At 69.2% G+C, this 17958-nt stretch carries 13 protein-coding genes; 5 read left to right on the forward strand and 8 right to left on the reverse strand.

Annotation, left to right across the window (positions count from 1 at the left end):
* Positions 1–112: 112 nt before the first annotated feature.
* From EDF69_RS09615 to EDF69_RS09625, 3 genes are read right to left on the reverse strand one after another with little or no spacing between them, the layout of a single operon-like run.
* Positions 113–1438 (reverse strand): PepSY-associated TM helix domain-containing protein, encoded by a 1326-nt coding sequence (locus EDF69_RS09615; RefSeq protein ID WP_339538162.1) that lies wholly within the window; start codon positions 1436–1438, stop codon positions 113–115.
* A gap of 11 nt (positions 1439–1449) precedes the next feature.
* Positions 1450–3495 (reverse strand): TonB-dependent receptor, encoded by a 2046-nt coding sequence (locus tag EDF69_RS09620; RefSeq protein ID WP_132884237.1) that lies wholly within the window; start codon positions 3493–3495, stop codon positions 1450–1452.
* A gap of 54 nt (positions 3496–3549) precedes the next feature.
* On the reverse strand, positions 3550–3993 hold the full coding sequence (locus tag EDF69_RS09625; RefSeq protein WP_132884238.1) for a hypothetical protein: 444 nt from the start codon (positions 3991–3993) through the stop codon (positions 3550–3552).
* 132 nt (positions 3994–4125) lie between these two features.
* Between EDF69_RS09625 and EDF69_RS09630 the strand changes: the two genes are divergently transcribed.
* Positions 4126–5253 (forward strand): PLP-dependent cysteine synthase family protein, encoded by a 1128-nt coding sequence (locus EDF69_RS09630; RefSeq protein WP_339538165.1) that lies wholly within the window; start codon positions 4126–4128, stop codon positions 5251–5253.
* A gap of 163 nt (positions 5254–5416) precedes the next feature.
* On the opposite strand, the gene EDF69_RS09635 is transcribed toward EDF69_RS09630, so the two are convergent.
* Together EDF69_RS09635 and EDF69_RS09640 are read right to left on the reverse strand one after the other, a co-directional pair.
* Entirely contained in the window at positions 5417–6211 is a 795-nt protein-coding gene (locus tag EDF69_RS09635) for an SGNH/GDSL hydrolase family protein (protein ID WP_132884240.1), read from the reverse strand.
* Positions 6212–6229: 18 nt separating this feature from the next.
* Positions 6230–8698: a glycoside hydrolase family 3 protein gene (locus tag EDF69_RS09640; RefSeq protein WP_132884241.1), complete on the reverse strand. Its 2469-nt coding sequence runs from the start codon at positions 8696–8698 to the stop codon at positions 6230–6232.
* A gap of 148 nt (positions 8699–8846) precedes the next feature.
* Here EDF69_RS09640 and EDF69_RS09645 point away from each other — a divergent pair, with 148 nt between their 5' ends.
* A complete protein-coding gene (locus tag EDF69_RS09645) occupies positions 8847–9941 on the forward strand; it encodes a LacI family DNA-binding transcriptional regulator (protein ID WP_132884255.1) in 1095 nt (364 codons plus the stop codon).
* A gap of 60 nt (positions 9942–10001) precedes the next feature.
* On the opposite strand, the gene EDF69_RS09650 is transcribed toward EDF69_RS09645, so the two are convergent.
* Together EDF69_RS09650 and EDF69_RS09655 are read right to left on the reverse strand one after the other, a co-directional pair.
* On the reverse strand, positions 10002–10787 hold the full coding sequence (locus EDF69_RS09650) for an SDR family oxidoreductase (RefSeq protein WP_132884242.1): 786 nt from the start codon (positions 10785–10787) through the stop codon (positions 10002–10004).
* A gap of 33 nt (positions 10788–10820) precedes the next feature.
* Complete coding sequence (locus tag EDF69_RS09655) at positions 10821–11972, reverse strand: fumarylacetoacetate hydrolase family protein (RefSeq protein WP_132884243.1); 1152 nt, start codon at positions 11970–11972, stop codon at positions 10821–10823.
* 152 nt (positions 11973–12124) lie between these two features.
* Here EDF69_RS09655 and EDF69_RS09660 point away from each other — a divergent pair, with 152 nt between their 5' ends.
* Complete coding sequence (locus tag EDF69_RS09660; RefSeq protein ID WP_132884244.1) at positions 12125–13696, forward strand: carboxylesterase/lipase family protein; 1572 nt, start codon at positions 12125–12127, stop codon at positions 13694–13696.
* Here the strand turns inward: EDF69_RS09660 and EDF69_RS09665 are convergent.
* Positions 13688–14572: a diacylglycerol/lipid kinase family protein gene (locus EDF69_RS09665; RefSeq protein ID WP_132884245.1), complete on the reverse strand. Its 885-nt coding sequence runs from the start codon at positions 14570–14572 to the stop codon at positions 13688–13690. The genes EDF69_RS09660 and EDF69_RS09665 overlap by 9 nt on opposite strands.
* 92 nt (positions 14573–14664) lie before the next feature.
* Here EDF69_RS09665 and hemB point away from each other — a divergent pair, with 92 nt between their 5' ends.
* Positions 14665–15657 carry a porphobilinogen synthase gene (hemB, locus tag EDF69_RS09670; RefSeq protein ID WP_132884246.1) on the forward strand — a complete coding sequence of 331 codons (993 nt, stop codon included), beginning with the start codon at positions 14665–14667 and terminating at the stop codon, positions 15655–15657.
* 69 nt (positions 15658–15726) lie between these two features.
* Positions 15727–17958 carry a fused MFS/spermidine synthase gene (locus tag EDF69_RS09675; protein WP_132884247.1) on the forward strand — a complete coding sequence of 744 codons (2232 nt, stop codon included), beginning with the start codon at positions 15727–15729 and terminating at the stop codon, positions 17956–17958.

A 17958-nucleotide genomic window follows, 5' to 3' on the forward strand; every position in this document is an offset into this window, starting at 1 on the left:
TAGGGAATGCCGCCGCGAACGGGACAGGACGTACAGCCTGAAGGCAGCCGAAGGACACGATCACGGTAATTCCCCACTCCGCTATTGCGTGTGGTTCTCAATAAAGCGCCCGTCACAACTGTAAAGGCTCCGTGCGAGCCATTCGCAAGAATCCTTCGATACCGAGTGCCACCAGCATGGTGAGCCCCGTCAGCGGAAAGAGGATGCCGGCTACCGTCATCATGACGAGAAGCGCCCGGGCCGCGCGGCGGTCCGGGTGGCGGGGCGGGGCGGCAAGCGTTCCGGGCGCGCGCCGCTTCCACCACAGGATCGCGCCGGTGATCGACAGCAGCACCACGGCGATGCATCCGAACAGCATCAGCAGCCGGTTCGGCTCGCCATATTCCTCTCCCTTGTGCGTGGCGATGCCCCACTCGACGAGCTTTGCGCCTGCGCCGAAGCCGGGAAAGCGCGCGTCCTGCAGCACGCGGCCGCTGCCTGCGTCCAGATAGAGCGCGCGCCCGTCCTCCGCCCGGCGGATCGTCCGGGAGAAGAGATAGGGCTCACCCGGCGCTGCGGGCAGGCTCAGCACCCACGGCGCCGTCATGCCATGGCGGGCCGCCAGCGCCACCGCCCGGTCGATACCGATGTCGCCGTGGCTGCCATCTGGCATCGGCGCCTCCTGAAGCGACCAGGGCAGGGCCTCGGCCACGTCATGGCCCGCATGGGCGCCGTGGCCCGGCATCACGCTTGCCTGTGGCGGCTCGGGGCGGCCGAGCCCCTGGCTGGCGATCGTGCCGCGCAGCGCATTGCCCCAGGTGCCGGTCCACGGCATGCCGGTGATCGCCAGGAACAGCACCACTGCGCCAGCGACGATGCCGATCGCGGCGTGGAGATCGCGCCAGAACAGGCGTCCTGCCGGTGTCCCGCGCACGCGCAGGGCGGGGCTGCCGCCGCGCGGCCACCACAGGTACACGCCCGTCACCACCAGCAGGATCGCCCAGCCGCCCACCGCTTCGATCAGCGCGTTTCCGATGGGGCCGGTGAGGATCAGGCTGTGGAGATCGCGCACCGTCTGCAACGCGCCGCCCTTGCGCGTCAGCCCCAGCACGGTTCCGCGATAGGGATCCACCCACGCGGTCCGCTGCCTCCCCTCGGGCGTGGTCACCAGCATCCGCCAAGTTTCGGCCGGGCTGGCGGGCCGATCCACCTCCGCCACGACCCCGCCGGTTTCACGGCGCACCCGCTCCACGATGGTGCCAAGCGGAAGCGGCGCAGCCATGGGCTGCACCGTCACCAGATCGGGGTAGATCAGCCGCTCCAGCTCGGGCTTGTACAGGTACAAGGCGCCGGTGATCGCGAGCCAGCTGAGGAAGGGCAGCACCAGCAGCCCGGCATAGAAATGCCAGCGCCACACTGCGCGGTAGAGGCCGCCGGTCGCGGCTGCGGACGTCGCCACGCGCACCTCCCTCAGAACCGCAGCCGCACCGCGCCGTACAGCGCGCGCGGGTCCGCAGGGGCGTTGAGCAGCTGGGTGCCGTCCCACCACACATATTCATAGTGCTCGTTGCCCAGGTTCTTCACCTGTGCCGAAAGCTCGACCTGCGGCGTCACTTCGAACGCGACCTCGCCCGACACCACCACATAGGCGCCGTACCGGCCGCGATCGTTGTTGGCGGTAAGCTCGTACGAGGACTGGCCGTTGCCCCACAGCGAAAGGCGCCAGCGTGCGGCCGGGACGAGGTCCAACCCGCCCGAGAACAGGTTCTGCGGGACATGGTCGATCCAGTTCCCGGCCTGCGCCGGGGTGGCGGGATCGGGCGTCCGGATGCGGGCATGCTGATAGGAATAAGCGCCCCACAGGCTCACCCCGGGCACCGGGTTCAGGTTCAGCTGCACGTCGATCCCTTGCCGGCGCGTCTCGCCCAGATTGTCGAAGTCGCCGTTGGGATCGTTCAGCCGGCGCTTGATCTCGCCGGTCGCGGTCTGCCGCCACAGGGCGACGCGCCCCTCCAGCCAGCTGCCGCGGGCATATTTCACCCCCGCCTCCCAGCCGGTGTTGATCGAAGGGGCGAGATCGGTCGTCCGCGGCGGCACCTTATAGGCGCCCGATCCCGCGCCGATCTGGAAGGTGCGGCCATAGTTGGCATAGGCGGTCAGCCCGGCGAGCGGCGTCACGGCGACGCTGACCTTGGGCTGGCTGATGGTGCCATAGTCGTTGACGGGATAACGGGCGCCGGCGAGGCCGTCCTCAAGCGCGCCCGACACCCGATCCATCCGCCAGCCGGGCGTGATCTTCAGCCAAGCGGTTGGCTCGATCACTGCCTGGACATAGCCGCCATAGACGGTGAGGTCGAACGCCTGGTCCCGGGTCTGCCGCGTCGCGACCCGGCGCTCGGTCAGCCAGCGGCGGCTCTCGTTGTCCTGCACCTGCACGTCGCCGCCCGCTTCGATCTGGAGCCGATGCAGGAACGCCACCTGGGGACGATAGTGCAGCGTGAGCAGCCCGCCATATTGCGTCTCCGCCGTCAGCCGTCGCTGCTGCGGCACGCTGGCGGAAAAGCGTACGTAGCGGTCGTCGAACTGGGTGGTGACATAGGCCTTGGCAGTGAGGCTCAGCTCCGACGCGACATCCGCGTTGAGATGCAGGCTATACTCCCCCAGCCGCCGCTTGCCGCCGTCCGTCTCGGAGATCGCGTAGGAGGTGGAGCGGTTCTCGGCATTGTCCCTGCTCGTCAGGTAACCGGGCTCCTGCGCCTTCGCCGTGGAATAGCGCGCGATCGCGCCAATCCGCGCGTCGCCCAGATCGTAGAACCACTTGCCCGCCAGGTTCGCCCGGCGCAGGTCGGCATGCTCGCGAAAGCCGTCGGTCTGGCGATATCCGACGAAGTAGTTCTGGCTGAAGCCGCCGCGCTCGATGCCGGCGGAGACCTGACCTTCATAGGTCCCGAACGCCCCCGCCAGCGCCCGTGCGTCCAGGTAGGTGCCGCCGATCCGGGTCAGGATGTTGGCGTTGCCCGCGATGTTGTGGAGCCCATAACGCGGATCCGCAGTGCCGCGGACCAGTTCCACCGCGGCGATGTCCAGCGGCATCACCATGTCGATGAACACCATGCCGCCGTCGTTGGCGTTGCTGGGGATGCCGTCGATCAGCAGCTTGACCGCGTTGATCTCCCCCTCGCCATTGAAGCCGCGGATCGAGAAGCGGCCGGAGGTATTGCCCTGGTTGAAGTCGGTGAGCGTCACGCCGGGCAGGCGCGCGAACAGCTCCCATGTATTGTCCACGCTCTGGCGCTGGGCGAGATCGCCGCCCAGCACGTCGACGGAGGTGAGCACCTCGTCCCCGGAGCGGGGGAGGCGGGTGCCGGTGACGACGACGGATCCCACCGTCAGGCTGGTGTCGGCGACGGGCGAGACGGAGCGCTCCCGCGGGACGTCGCCGTCGCTCGATTGCGCCGCCGCGGGAGAGGCCGCGACGACGAACGCCGCGCATGCGGCGGTTCGAAACAAGGTCATGCAAATATCCTGATCCGGCGACCCCTTGGGGACGCCCTTGACGTGATGAGCGGATCAGGCGGTGGTGGGGGGGCCCCGCAGCGGCGGACGCAGGAACGGGCTCGCCGCGACGGGCACCCGCACGGGCAGCCGGAAGCCGGCCGCCAGGATGAAGAACAGCGCGATCGCCAGCAGCAGCGGATCGGTCGCGGCAAGCGCCGCCGTCGCGACCCCCGCGAACGCGCAAGGGGGCTGCTCCTTGACATCGTGCTGCTGGCCGTGTTGCTCCCCGCTGCCCGTCGTCGCGTGGCTGTCGTGGGCGCCATGGCCCGCCCCGTGCGCGGCCGCCGCGGGCAGGACCGCGCCATAGCCTGAGCACATCGCAAAGGTCGGAAGGCCGGCCGGGGAGGCCACCAGCATGTAGCCTGTCGGGATCAGCAGCCGCATCAACAGCGCCGCCGCGATCAGCCAGGCGGCCGACCGGCGATGGGCCAGGAGGTGGCGGCGAAGCGCGGTCACAGATCCGCTGTACCGGGAGGGTGCAGGCAAGTCACGCGCCGGGCTCTGCACCGGCCGCAGGGCCGCCGCATTGACCTGCCCCCAGGCTTGCGCGACGAGCGCGCGCAGAGTGGTGCCACGAAAGGATCATCCGTGCTCCGTAACGACACAGCCCCTGGGGAAGTTCAATCGCGCGCGTCGCGCCCGGGCGATCGCGGCTGGGTGGCGGACGCCATCGCCCGGCTGACGGCGGAGCAGCGACGTTCCGCGGACACGCACCTGATCGAAGTGCCGCTTTCGGCGGCGGCCGGCGGCGTGCGCCTGTACCTGAAGGACGAGTCGAGCCACCCGACCGGCAGCCTCAAGCACCGGCTCGCCCGCTCGCTGTTCCTCCACGCGCTGTGCAACGGCTGGATCGATGCGGGTACTACGGTGGTCGAGGCATCGTCAGGATCGACGGCGGTATCGGAAGCCTATTTCGCCCGATTGCTCGGGCTGCCGTTCGTGGCCGTGCTGCCGCACTCGACCTCGCCCGAGAAGATCGCGGCGATCGAGCATCTGGGCGGCCGCTGCCACAAGGTCGCCGACCCGCGCACCGTCTATGCCGAGGCGGAGCGGATCGCTGCCGAGACCGGCGGCCACTATCTCGACCAGTTCACCTATGCCGAGCGTGCGACCGACTGGCGGGGCAACAACAACATTGCCGAGTCGATCTTCGCACAGATGGCGCTGGAGGCGCATCCGATCCCTTCCTGGATCGTGTGCGGAGCTGGCACCGGCGGCACCTCCGCCACCATCGGCCGCTACCTGCGCTACCGCGGCCACGCGACCCGGCTGTGCGTCGCCGATCCGGAGGGTTCCGTCTTCCACCGCTACTTCGCCGATCGCAGCGTCACCGCTTGGGACGGGCCGATGACGCTGGTGGAGGGGATTGGCCGCCCACGGGTCGAGCCGTCGTTCGTGCCGAACGTCATCGACCGGATGATCGCCGTGCCCGACGCCGCAAGCTTCGGCGCCGCCCGCCAGCTCTCGGCCGTGCTCGGTCGGCGCTGCGGCCCGTCCACCGGCACCAACCTCATAGCCTGCCTGAAGCTGATCGAGGAGATGGCCGCGCGCGGGGAGCAGGGTTCCATCGTGACGCTGCTCTGCGATCCCGGCGAGCGCTACGCCTCCACCTGCTTCTCCGACGAATGGATGGCGAGCCGCGGCCTCGTCTGTCCCGACCAGGCGGCGCGGATTGCGCGCATGGTCGGGCAGGGCGAGCGTCAGGCCGGCGTTTGAGATTCCAAAACGCAGCGAAATTAAAGCGTTCGGCTGCATATTTCCGTGCTCCTGCGAAGGCAGGAGCCTAGGGTGCCGAGCAACACGCTCCGTTTTGCTTGGCCAAGTATCCCCGCCGGGGCGGGGATACAGAGTCAGCAGGCCGCTTCACCGGTCCGCGAAGTCACTTCCCCAGCGTCCGCCGGATCGCCTCCAGCGCCACCGGCCGCATTGCCGCATAGCCGGCTGGCGTCGGGTGCACTCCGTCGTTAGCGAACCCCGGCTTCATCGCGCCCTCGGCCGTTGCGAGCGCCGGGTGGTAATCGACATAGGTGAAGCCTTCGGCTGCCGCATAGCGCTTCAGCCATGCATTCATCTCCGCGATCTGCGGCGCCGGCCGCTTGTCGGGGCTCCATGGGAACGCGGCGGCAGGGGGGATCGAGGCCAGGATCACCTTGATGCCGTTGGCCCGCGCCAGTTCGGCCATGCCCTGGATGTTGCCCTGGACCATCGCCATGGTCGCGGCTCCGGTGTTGCCGGCGATGTCGTTGGTGCCGGCCATGATGTGCACCGCCTTGGGCTTCAGCGCGATCACATCCTCACGAAAGCGCACCAGCATCTGTGGCGTGGTCTGCCCCCCGATGCCGCGGTCGATGCGGCCCTCCTTGAAGAAATCGGGATCGCCCTTGATCCAGCCGTCGGTGATGCTGTCGCCCATGAAGACGACGCTGACCGGCTGCCCGCGGACCGCAGCATTGTCGCGGTGGTAGCGGCACAGCTGCGCCCAGTCCCGCGTTACCTGGTGCAGCTTGCGCATGTCGCGCCCCTCGGGATCGGTCTCCTCGGCACGGCTGGGGCAGGGGTCCGCGACAATCCCCACGGGATCGCCGGCATGGGGATCGCCGGGAAGCTTCACCTGGGCAGAGGCAGGTGCCGCCAGGAGAAGCGGCACCAAGAACAGACGGACAGCATGGTTCATCACGGGTCTCCGCAAGGATCAGTTCGGGCAGACGGCGCCGGCGGGGTCGGTCACCAGCCGGAGGTCGGCGACCGCGAAGCGCAGCGGCGCACTGCTGGTGACGGAGAAGACCTCGCCCACCTTGGCCACATTAGCCCCCTTGTCGCGGAAGCATTTGAGCGGCACCCGCACCGTCCGCCAGTCGGCGCCTGCCGCGCCGAACAGGGTGCGTGCGTCGATGCGGACGGCGCCGAAGCCTAGCGTCACCGGGCTCTTCGCCGGTGCTGCGACGCGATAGGTCACCTGCAGCAGCAGGTCGGCGTTGGTCTCGCGCGTCAGGTCGATCTCCGGCCCGGTGATCCGCACGGCCCCAGCCCCGTTCCAGCTGAACTGGCGCGCGCCTTCCTGGGTCTGCGGCCCGTCGACCGCCGCGACGGTCACGCCTGCATCGGCTGCCAGCTTGAACGGGGCAGGCACCTGGCCGCGCGCGAAGTAGAGGCTGGTGTTCCCGAGGCTTGCGTCCACGCCCGCGACTTCCGCCAGCCGCGGGACGGTTCCGCCGCGCGCGTAGGACAGGCCATAGCCGAACGGGAATAGCGGGTCATAGCCGGGGGCACCCTTGTTGAGGGTGAACTGCCCCGCGGTCTTCGGCCAGCTGAAGGCGAGCTTGCCTGCAAAGTCGCGGCGCGGCCGCCCGTCGCGGTCGCCCACCAGCACGTCGGCCACGCCTGCGCCCTCGGTGCCGGGGAACCAGGCGGCGACGAACGCATCCGACTGGTTGATCTCCGGATTGACCCACATCGGACGGCCGGAGAGAAAGACGGACACGGTCGGCACGCCCGCAGCCTTCAGCTTCTTCAGCAGGTCGAGCGCCTGCTTGTCGCCCGGCTGGAACTCCAGCGTGCGAACGTCGCCCCGCATCTCCGCATAGGGCATCTCGCCGAACACCACGATCGCGACGTCCGGCTTCTTCGTGAAGCTGCCGTTGGCGCTCAGCGTTGCGGTGCCGCCGCCGGCCTTCACCGCCTGGGCGATGCCGGCATAGATCGACTGGCCGTTCGGGAAGTCCGCATTGGTGTTGCCGTCGCCCTGCCAGCTCAGCGTCCAGCCGCCCGACTGGCGGCCGATGTCGTCGGCGGCGTCGCCTGCGACCAGGATGTTCGCGCTCGCCTTGATCGGCAGCACGCCGGTGTTCTTCAGCAGCACCAGGCTCTTGGCCACGGCCTCGCGGGCAACCGCCCGGTGCTCTGCCGATCCCAACACGTCGGCCCGCGTTTCATAGGGGCGCGCAGGATCGAACAGGCCCAGCTTCGCCTTCACCCGCAGGATGCGGCGCACGGCATCGTCGATGCGCGCCATCGGGATGCGGCCGTCCTTTGCCGCCGCGACGGTGGTCTCGAACAAGCCCTTCCAGCTGTCCGGCGCCATCGCCATGTCGAGCCCGGCGTTGAAGGTCGCCGGGCAGTCGGCGTTGGTGCAGCCCGGGATCTGGCCATGGCCGTTCCAGTCGCCGACGACGAAGCCGTCGAAGCTCATCCGGCCCTTCAGCACGTCCGTCAGCAGCGACTTGTTGCCGTGCATCTTGGCGCCGTTCCAGCTGCTGAACGAAGCCATCACCGTCATGGTGCCGGCGTTCACCGCCGCCGGGTAGCCGGCGTTGTGGATCCGGATCAGCGTGTCCTCATCGACCCGGGTGTCCCCCTGATCGATGCCGTCCTTGGTGCCGCCGTCACCCAGGAAATGCTTCACGCTCGCGGAGACATGGCCCTGCTGGATCAGCCCCTTGCCGCCGCCCGTCGCCTTCCCGCGCCCCTGCAACCCCTCGATCATCGCCCCGGCGTAGGAGCGGACCACGGCGGGATCCTCCGAATAGCCTTCGAACGCACGGCCCCAGCGATCGTCCTGCGGCACCGCCAGCGTCGGCCCGAACGCCCAGTCGAAGCCGGCGGCTGCCGTCTCGGCCGCCGTCGCCGCGCCGATCCGCCGGATCAGGTCAGGATCGCGCATCGCGCCCAGCGCGCTGTTGTGGGGAAAGATCGTCGCGCCCACGACATTATTGTTGCCGTGCACCGCGTCGATGCCGAACATCAGCGGGATCGGCACATGGCCGGGGCGCTTCTCCAGCGCGACCTTGTTGAACGCCTGGCTGGTCGCGACCCACTGCGCTGCCGGCGAGCGATCGGGGGCCCCCAGAGGCGGCGAGCTGCCGCCGGCCAGGATGCTCCCCAGCGGGTAGCGGCGCAGGTCCTCCGGCGTGATCGCGCTGGTATCGGCCTGGATCATCTGGCCGACCTTCTCCTCCAGCGACATGGAAGCCATCAGGTGGGTGACGAACGCTTCGGTGGACGGATCGACGAGGTCGGGGCTCTTGGCGGCGGGCCAGCGATCCGGGTGGGCGGTGCTCGCCTGCGGCCCGGGAGCGGGCTGGTTCGCCTGCTGTGCCGCCAGTGGAGTCGAGATGATCGCCGCACCGGCGAGCAGTCCACGCAGCGTCGAGACCCTGTTCATTTGCCTCTCCCTCCCTGTTGCCGTCTTCGGCACACCGGCGCGTTCTGTCCCGCTATTTGGGCTTAAAGTGCGCCATCTGAAAATCTTTGCGTTCAAGGCCCTTTGCGGGCTTGGCGGCGGCTGCCGCAGATGCTTCATCAGCCGCAACATGCCAGAGAGCAACAGGAAACCCAGGGCGCGGAGCGCTCGCCAGAGCGGTGCGCCGACGATTTCGGACGTCGCGGCGCGCGCCGGGGTTTCCACCATGACGGTATCGCGCGTCATCAACGGCGAAGGAAGTGTCCGGGACACCACTCGGGAGACGGTGGTTCAGGCGATCTCCGACCTGAACTATGCGCCCAACCGGGCGGCGCGCAGCCTGGCGGGGGCCGCGCAGCTTCGGATGGCGTTGCTCTACAGCAATCCCAGCGCGGCTTATCTCAGCGAGTTCCTGGTGGGGAGCCTCGACCAGGCCGGGCGCAGCGACATCCAGCTGGTGGTGGAGAAATGCGAAGGCGACGGCGACGAGCGCCGCGTCGTGCAGCGGCTCGTCGCTGGCATCGACGGCATCATCCTGCCCCCTCCGCTGTGCGATTCGCGCCCGGTGCTGGATTATCTGGCGGAAGAGGGCATCCCGACCGTGGTCGTGGCGACCGGCAAACCGCCGGAGGATGCCACTGCGGTCTCGATCGACGACCGCGCCGCCGCGCATGCGATGACGCGGCACCTGCTGTCGCTCGGCCATGCCCGCATCGGCTTCATCATCGGCAATCCGAACCAAACTGCCAGCGCCCTGCGGCTGGAGGGGTATCGCGCCGCGCTGGCGGAAGCGGGCATCCCGCACGATCCGGCACTCGAGGTGGCGGCGCTCTTCACCTACCGGTCCGGCCTCGACGCGGCCGAGATCCTGCTCGACCTGCAGGCCAGGCCGACGGCGATCTTCGCGAGCAACGACGACATGGCCGCAGCCACGGTCGCCGTGGCGCACCGCCGCGGGCTGGACGTGCCGGGTGACCTGACGGTCTGCGGGTTCGATGACAGTGCGCTTGCGACCACGATCTGGCCGGAGCTCACCACGATCCATCAGCCGATCGCCGACATGTCGCGCGCCGCAGTGGATCTGCTCGCCGAGCGAATCCGCGCTCGCCGCGCAGGAAACGAGGAACCGGCTCGCCGCCTCGTCCTCGACTACACTCTGATCCGGCGCCAGTCCGACGCCTCGCCCCGCAAGCGGCCGCGCGTCATGGTGCGCGCCGAGCGATAGCAAAAGGGGCCCGGACGCTTCGCATCCAGGCCCCCTCCGTTCCACCTGCTTGATGACGCGTCAGCGCCAGCCGGCATCGATGAAATAGTCATGGCCCGTGCACATCCGGGCGTCGTCGGACGCCAGGAACAGCACCAGGGCTGCCACGTCCGCGGGCTGGATGCGGCCGTTCAGGCACTGGCCCGCAATGATCTCGGCCTCGCCCTCGGGGGTGTACCAGCGCTCCTGCCGGGGCGTCTGGACGTTGCCGGGAACGATGGTGTTCACGCGGATGTTCTCACGACCCAGGTCACGGGCCAGGCTGCGCGTCAGCCCCTCGATCGCTGCCTTGGAGGTCTGGTAGAGTACCAGTTCGGGCAGCGCGAGGTGCCAGCTGATCGAACCGAAGTTCAGGATCACGCCGCCGCCGTTCTGCTTCATCGCCGGGGCCACCGCCTGCGCGGCGAAGAACTGGTGGCGCAGGTTCACCGCCAGCCGCTCGTCCCAATATTCCGGGGTGACCTGCTCCACCGTATGACGATCGTCATTGCCGGCATTGTTGATCAGGATGTCGACGCCCCCGAGCTCGGCTTCCATTTCCGCAAAGCAGGCGCGCAGCGCCGCGATATCGGTCAGGTCGCAGCGGAAGAAGCGCGGGGCATGCTCCGCGTCCTGAGAAAGGCGCGCGACCAGCTGCTGGCTCGCTTCCTGGGCGATGTCGACGAAGGCGACGCGTGCACCCTGGGCCACGAATGCTTCAATCAGCCCTTCGCCGATCCCCGAGCCGCCCCCGGTGACGATCACCCGCTTGTTCTTCAGGCTCGGGTAGATCGCCCGCCGTTCGGCCGTACTCGTTTGCTGCAACACGGAAATCCTTTTCAACTGATGTTCTGGCGGCGCTCAGCGGGCGAGCAGGCCGCGCTGCGCCAGGTTCTGCATCAGGGCACCGATGCCCTGGCTCCACGGCGCTGCCGCCTTGGAGGTGGTGACAGTGTTCACCAGCGCGCCCAGCCGGGCGCTCGCGATCGTCACCTGGTCGCCGACCTTGTGGGTGAAGCCCCGGCCCGGCGCGTCCCGGTCCTGTGTGGGCGCGAACAGCGTCCCCAGGAACAGCACCAGGCCGTCCGGATACTGGTGCTCGCTCATCGCCTGGGCGAGCAGCGTCTCGGGGTCGCGGCTGATCTCGCGCATCGTGCTGTAGCCGTCGAGCGTGTAGCCGTCGGTGCCCTCGATCCGCAGCGTCACTTCGGCCACGCGCACGTCGTCGATGCCGAAGCCGCCGTCGAACAGCCGGATGAACGGCCCGAGCGAGCAGGACGCATTGTTGTCCTTGGCCTTGCCGAGCAGCAGGGCCGATCGGCCCTCGAAATCGCGCAGGTTGACGTCGTTGCCGAGCGTCGCGCCGACGGCACGGCCGTTCGCGTCGGCCAGCAGCACGACCTCGGGCTCCGGGTTGTTCCAGGTCGAATCGGAACGGACGCCGACCTCGGCGCCCCAGCCGACGGTGGAAAGCACCGGCGCCTTTGTGAAGATCTCGGCATCCGGGCCGATCGCGACCTCCAGATACTGGGACCAGAGGCCGTCGGCGATCAGCGCATCCTTCAGCGCCGCAGCCTCGACCGAACCGGGCACTACCGAGCGGATGCTGCCGCCCAGCGCACTTTCCAGGCGCGTGCGAACTTCGGCGGCGCGCTCATGATCGCCCCGCGCCCCTTCTTCGATCACCCGCTCCAGCGCGGAAACCGCAAAGGTCACGCCCGCGGCCTTCACGCACTGCAGGTCGATGGGGCTCAGCAGCCGCACCGCGGCGTCGGCATCGGGCGAGAGGCCCAGCGTCTCCAGGTCGCCGATCGCCTCGCCGCCGGTTGCGTCCCTCACGCCCTGCGCAACCAGTGCGGACACGGTGGGAGCCACGCGCGCCATGTCGTGGACGATGCCGTTCTTGATTAGAACTGGGGAGGGGCCGTCGCCGCGATCGATGCGGCCAAGCAAGGTGGCGCTGCGCCAGTCAGCCGGCAGCGCGCCGAGAATCGAGTGCTGAGTTTCTGTCATGTCCTCTCCGTCCCTGTTAGCGGTATCGTTCACGGCGAAGCGGTCCGTCAAGTGAGCGATGGTGCCGATGCGTCATCCTCCGGCCCGGGCGCTCTGCCATATCCGCAGTTCGCCCCCTTGCGGGGCTTTCGTCGATGGCCCAGCTTTGCGCGATGAAATGGAAGCGTCTGCTGCCGTTGCTTCAGGGCGAGTTGGTCTATCCCGGGCGGGTGTCGCACCTCGTCCAGGCGCCCGACGCGAAACGGGAAACCGTTCGGATCGCGTCCGGCCTCCTGTCGGGCGTCGCGGCGGCGCACGGCCGGGCGTTCCTCGGCATTCCCTATGCGGCGCCGCCGGTGGGCGCGCTTCGCTGGCGTGCACCGCAGCCCATCGAGCCGTGGCAGGGTGAGCGGGATGCGACCCAAACCGGCTCGCCCGCGGTCCAGAGCGTCGGCCAGGGCCGGTTCGCGCCCGTCGCAGGCAGCGAGGACTGCCTGTATCTGAACGTCTATACACCGCCGGGAATGGCCCCGATCGGGGGCTGGCCGGTGATGGTGTTCCTTCACGGGGGCGCCTTTTCGCTCGGCGCCGCAGACAATTACGACCCCAGCCTGCTTGCGACGGAGCAGCAGGTGGTGGTGGTCGCGCCCAACTACCGGATGGGCGCCTTCGGCTTTCTCGCGCATCCCGCACTTGCTGCCGAGCAGCCGGACGGCGGCTCTGCCAACTTCGGACTGCTCGATCAGCAGGCGGCCCTTCGCTGGGTTCGCGACAACGTAGCCGCCTTCGGGGGAAACTCGGGAGAGGTGACGCTGTTCGGCGAATCCGCCGGGGCCTGGGGCACCTCCTACCAGATGCTTTCCCCGGGAGCTGCGGGGCTGTTCCACCGCGCCATCCTGCAAAGCGGCGTGGCGGTGGACCCGCTCTCCACCGTGGCAGCCGCAGAGGCCCAGGCGGACGGCGAGGTTTTCGCAGAGCGGCTCGACGCCGCAGGCCGGTATGCGCTGGACCGGCTGCGGGCGCTGCCTGCCGCCGACATCGCGCGCGCGGCCCCCATCCGGCGCGGCATCCTCGGCCCGGGGAGCTGGGGTCCGGTCTGGGGCGACGCGGTGATCCCCGAGGAGCCCGCGCGCGCCTTCGCGGAGGGGCGCTACCGGCCGGTTCCGGTGATCGTCGGCACCAACAGCGACGAGGGGCGGGTGTTCGGCCTCGGCATCCTCAGTCGCGCGGATTTCGAGGCGCGCGTGCGCGCGGACTGGGGCAGGGACGCCGATGCCGTGCTCGCCCGCTATCCGGCCGAGACTCGCAGCGAGGCGCAGCTTGCCTTCGCTTCCCTGATTACCGACGCACGTTTTGCGCATCCGGCGGATCGCATGCGACGGCTGCTTGCCGGCCGCGCGCCCGTCTACGGCTATCGGTTCGACGACGTCGAGGCGCCGTTCACCATCCCGCATCCCTGGGCGCCGATGCCGATGCGCGCCTATCATGCAGGCGAGATCGCCTATGTGTTCGGCACCCGCTGGGTACTCGCCAATCCCGCGCGCTTCACCCCTGCACAGGCCCGGCTTGCGCGGCGGATGCGCGATCTATGGGGCGCGTTCGCACGGGGCGAGGCACTGCCCGACTGGCCGCAGTTCACCCGCGCCGAGCCGGTCGTGCGCGTGTTCTCCCCGGACGGGGATCGCACGGAGACTGACTTCGCCACACGCTACCGCTGCGACTTTTGGGAGGCCCGCCTAGGCTGAGGTGGGCGCCATCACCCGGATCACGCCTGCGGCGATGCGGGCGGTCACCGGCGTCTTCGCCAGCACCTCGCCGTCGATCGAGATCGGCAACGGCGGATCGGTCGCGATCCGCAGTTCGCGGGCGTGGAAGGTGACGGTGTCATCGCGGCGGGAGTCGAGTCCCAGCACGGTCGCGCCCCAGTTGCGGAGCAGCCCGCGGCGCCCGTTGCGGGCCACCGCCTGGACGATGATCTCCCCGCTGTCGAGCCGCGCCTCCTCGATCAGCTCGACGCCGCCGTGAAACCGGCCGTTGGAGATGCGGACCTCCGTCGCCGACAGCCGCTTGGCATCCGCACCCTCGCCGATCACCAGTTCGAACGGGCGGAAGCGGACGAATTGCAACGTCGCCCAGGCGAGATAGCCGGCACGACCGAACCAGCGCTTGAGCTTGTGGGGGATGGTGCTGGCGATCTGGGGCGAGATGCCGATCGCCGCGCAATTGGCGAAATAATCGCCGTCGATCATTCCCAGGTCGATCCGGCGCGGCGTGCCGTTTCGCAGCACCTCCACCGCGCCTTCGATCTCGAGCGGAATACCCAGGGTGCGCGCGAAGCTGTTGGCGGTGCCGAGCGGCAGTACGCCCAGGATCGTGTCCGTGCCCACCAGATGGTCCACCAGGCTGCTGATCGTGCCGTCGCCGCCGCCCAGGATCAGCAGGTCCGGCTTTCGTGCCATCGCCTGGTCCACCGTCTCGTGCAGCCGCTTGGGATCCTCGACGGGATGCGGCGCCACTTCGAAGGGCAGGCCGGACAGGGCGGCACATGCCTGGTCGAATTGATCCTGCCCGGTGCGGGACTGCGTATTGACGACCAGCGCGGCCGAGCGGATCTTGTCCATGCACCCTCAACGCGCAAAGGGGCCGCCGGATGCACGCGGGGTTGCGTGGCCTGCGCTTGCGCACCGCCGGAGCTTGGCCCACACAGCGGGGCATGTCTATCGCCTCGTATCCCGCCCTTCGCCTTCGTCGTACCCGCGCCGCCGACTGGAGTCGCCGGCTGCATGCCGAAACGGTGCTGACGCCTGCCGACCTGATCTGGCCGCTGTTCATCACGGAAGGGGAAGGCGAGGAGCCGGTTGCCGCATTGCCCGGCGTGTCGCGCTGGTCGATGGCCGGGCTGGTCGAGCGGGCTCGCGAAGCGCGCGACCTCGGCATCCCCTGCCTCGCGCTGTTCCCGAACACGCCCGCCCATTTGCGCACCGATCTGGGCGAGGAATCCTATAACGCGAACAACCTGATGTGCCGCGCGATCGCGACCATCAAGGATGCGGTGCCCGAAGTCGGGCTGCTGACCGACGTCGCGCTCGACCCCTATACGACCCATGGCCATGACGGCCTGGTGGACGATCGCGGCTATGTGATGAACGATGCGACCGCCGAACAGCTGGTCCGCCAGGCACTGGCGCAGGCACGCGCCGGGGCGGACATCATCGCGCCCTCCGACATGATGGACGGCCGGATCGGCCTGATCCGCGAAGCGCTCGAGGGGGATGGCCACCACAACGTCCAGATCATGGCCTATGCCGCCAAATACGCCAGCGGCTTCTACGGGCCGTTCCGCGATGCGGTCGGCTCGCGCGGGCTGCTGAAGGGTGACAAGAAGACCTACCAGATGGACCCCGCCAACGCCGAAGAGGCCCTGCGGGAGGTTTCGCTGGATCTTTCCGAGGGTGCCGACAGCGTCATGGTGAAGCCGGGGCTGCCGTATCTCGACATCATCGTCCGCGTGAAGAGCAGCTTCGAAGTGCCTGTTTTCGCGTATCAAGTCTCGGGAGAATACGCGATGATCGAGGCAGCTGCCGCGGTTGGCGCGGGGGACCGCGACGCCCTGGTGCTGGAAACGCTGATGGCGTTCAAGCGCGCGGGCTGCACCGGCGTGCTGACCTATCATGCGGCGCATGCTGCCCGGTTGCTCGGCGCGTGATCTGAACCGCGTGCGTCTGCGTACCCGACGAGCCGTGACCGGCATGGACCTGTTGCGGAGGGGGCGGCGGTGACCCAGCCGGCGTTTCCGCGCCCCGGGCCTGCGCGCGCGCTCTTCGCGCTGACGATCCTGACGGGATCGTTCCTGCTGTTCCTGGTCCAGCCGATGGTCGCGCGCATGGCACTGCCGCGGCTTGGCGGCGCTCCGGCCGTCTGGAACTCGGCGATGCTGGTCTACCAGGCGCTGCTGCTTGGCGGCTACGCCTACGCGCACTGGCTGGCGCATCGCCGGCCCCGTACGCAGGCGCTGACCCACCTCTCGGTTCTGGCTCTCGCCGCCTTGTGGCTTCCGATCGGCCTATCGGCGATGCGCCTGCGGGCCGGCGCGGAGCCGGGGCTGTGGGTGCCGTGGCTGCTCGGCGCCTCGATCGGCCCGCTGTTCTTCGCGGTTTCGGCTCAGGCTCCGCTGATGCAGCGCTGGTACTCGACGGCAACCGGCGGGCGGGACCCCTATGCGCTCTACGCAGCCTCCAACGTGGGCAGCTTCGCCGGGTTGCTCGCCTATCCGCTGCTGGTCGAGCCCAAGCTGGCACTGGCCGGTCAGAGCTGGCTCTGGACGGGTGGCTACCTCTTCCTGGTCCTGCTAGTGCTCGCCTGCGCGCTGCTGCTGCCCCGCAGCGGCCCCGCTGCGCACCGCCCGCCGCTGACCAGCCCGGCCCCGACGCGAGGGCGCCTGTGGTGGTGGATCGCGCTCGCGTTCGTGCCCTCGGGGCTGATGATCGAGACGTCGAGCTATCTCACCACCGACATCGTCGCGGTGCCGCTGCTCTGGGTGCTGCCGCTCGGCCTCTACCTCCTGAGCTTCACCGTCGCCTTTGCTGCGCGGCGTGGCCTCGCCAATTTCCTCACCCGCTACGCACCAGTGGCGGTGCTGGTGTTCGGCACCATGGTGATCGCCGGCCACCACGGAAACGCGGCGGCCAACGCCGCCGTCGCGCTGCTGCTGCTGTTCGTGGTGTCGGTCGCCCTTCACAGCTGCATGTACGAGAATCGGCCCGCGCCGGAGCGGCTCACCGGCTTCTATCTCGCCATGTCCGTTGGCGGCGCGCTCGGCGGCGTGTTCGCCGGGCTGGTCGCACCCGTGCTGTTCGACTGGACCTATGAGTTCCCGCTGCTGATCCTGGCAGCGGGCGTGCTGGTGCCCCAGCACTTCCTGTTGCCGATCACCGCGCAGCTTTGGGGGGAAGGGCGTGCCCGGCGGCGGATCATCGCTGCCGCAATGCTGGCTGTGACCGCGTTCGCCGTCTGGCTCGGCCTCGACCATCAAGCCGGCTTGTCGGGCGGGGCTCGCCAGGGGGTCGTGTTCGTGGCGCTCGCCCTGCTCGGGCTGTTCGCGATCGGGGTGCGGCCGGTATTCGCTGGCGTGCTCGCCGGCGCGCTGTTCCTGTTCGGCGTCTACGACGCGCTGCGGCTCTCGGCGGTTCCGGGCGCTCGCACGCGGAGCTACTTCGGCGTCTACACCATCACCGAACGTCCCGAGGCGCGCGATCTCGCGCACGGCACGACCCTCCACGGCGTGCAGTTGCTCGGCAGCGAGGCGCGGCTGCGCCAGCCGACCACCTATTACGTCCCCGGCTCAGGCGTGGGGCAAGCGATGCGTGCGCTCCCGACGCTGTTCGGAAGCCATGCGCGCGTGGGCGTCGTCGGCCTCGGAACCGGCACGCTCGCCTGTTACGCGCGACCGGGCCAGCGCTGGCGCTTCTATGAGATCGACCCGGCGGTGGTGCGGATTGCCAGCGATCCGCGCCGCTTCAGCTTCCTCGACCGCTGCCTGCCCGGCGCCGACATCAAGCTCGGCGACGCGCGGCTCTCGCTCGCGGACGAGCGGAGCAGCGATCTCGACCTGCTGGTGCTCGATGCCTTCACCTCCGACGCGGTGCCGCTGCACCTCATGACGCGCGAGGCGTTCGAAACCTATGCCCGCGTGCTCGCGCCCGGCGGGCTGCTGCTGCTGCACACCTCCAACCGCTATCTCGCAATGGAACAGGTGGTTGCCGCGACCGTCGCTGGCACCGGCTGGAAGGCGGCTGCCTTCGACTATTTTCCGACGGACGACGAGGCAGGGCAGGAGGCGACCGCGTCGGAGTGGATCGTACTCGGCCGCGGCGACAGCTTCGGCCGCCTCGTGCGCTCGGATGCCGGGTGGCGTGCCCTCCGCCGCGAACCGGGCCTCGCGCCCTGGACCGACGACTATGCGTCGATCGTGCCGGTGCTGCGCGGCGTCACGATCGACGCGAACTAG

This window comes from Sphingomonas sp. JUb134 (assembly GCF_004341505.2).
GTDB lineage: Bacteria > Pseudomonadota > Alphaproteobacteria > Sphingomonadales > Sphingomonadaceae > Sphingomonas.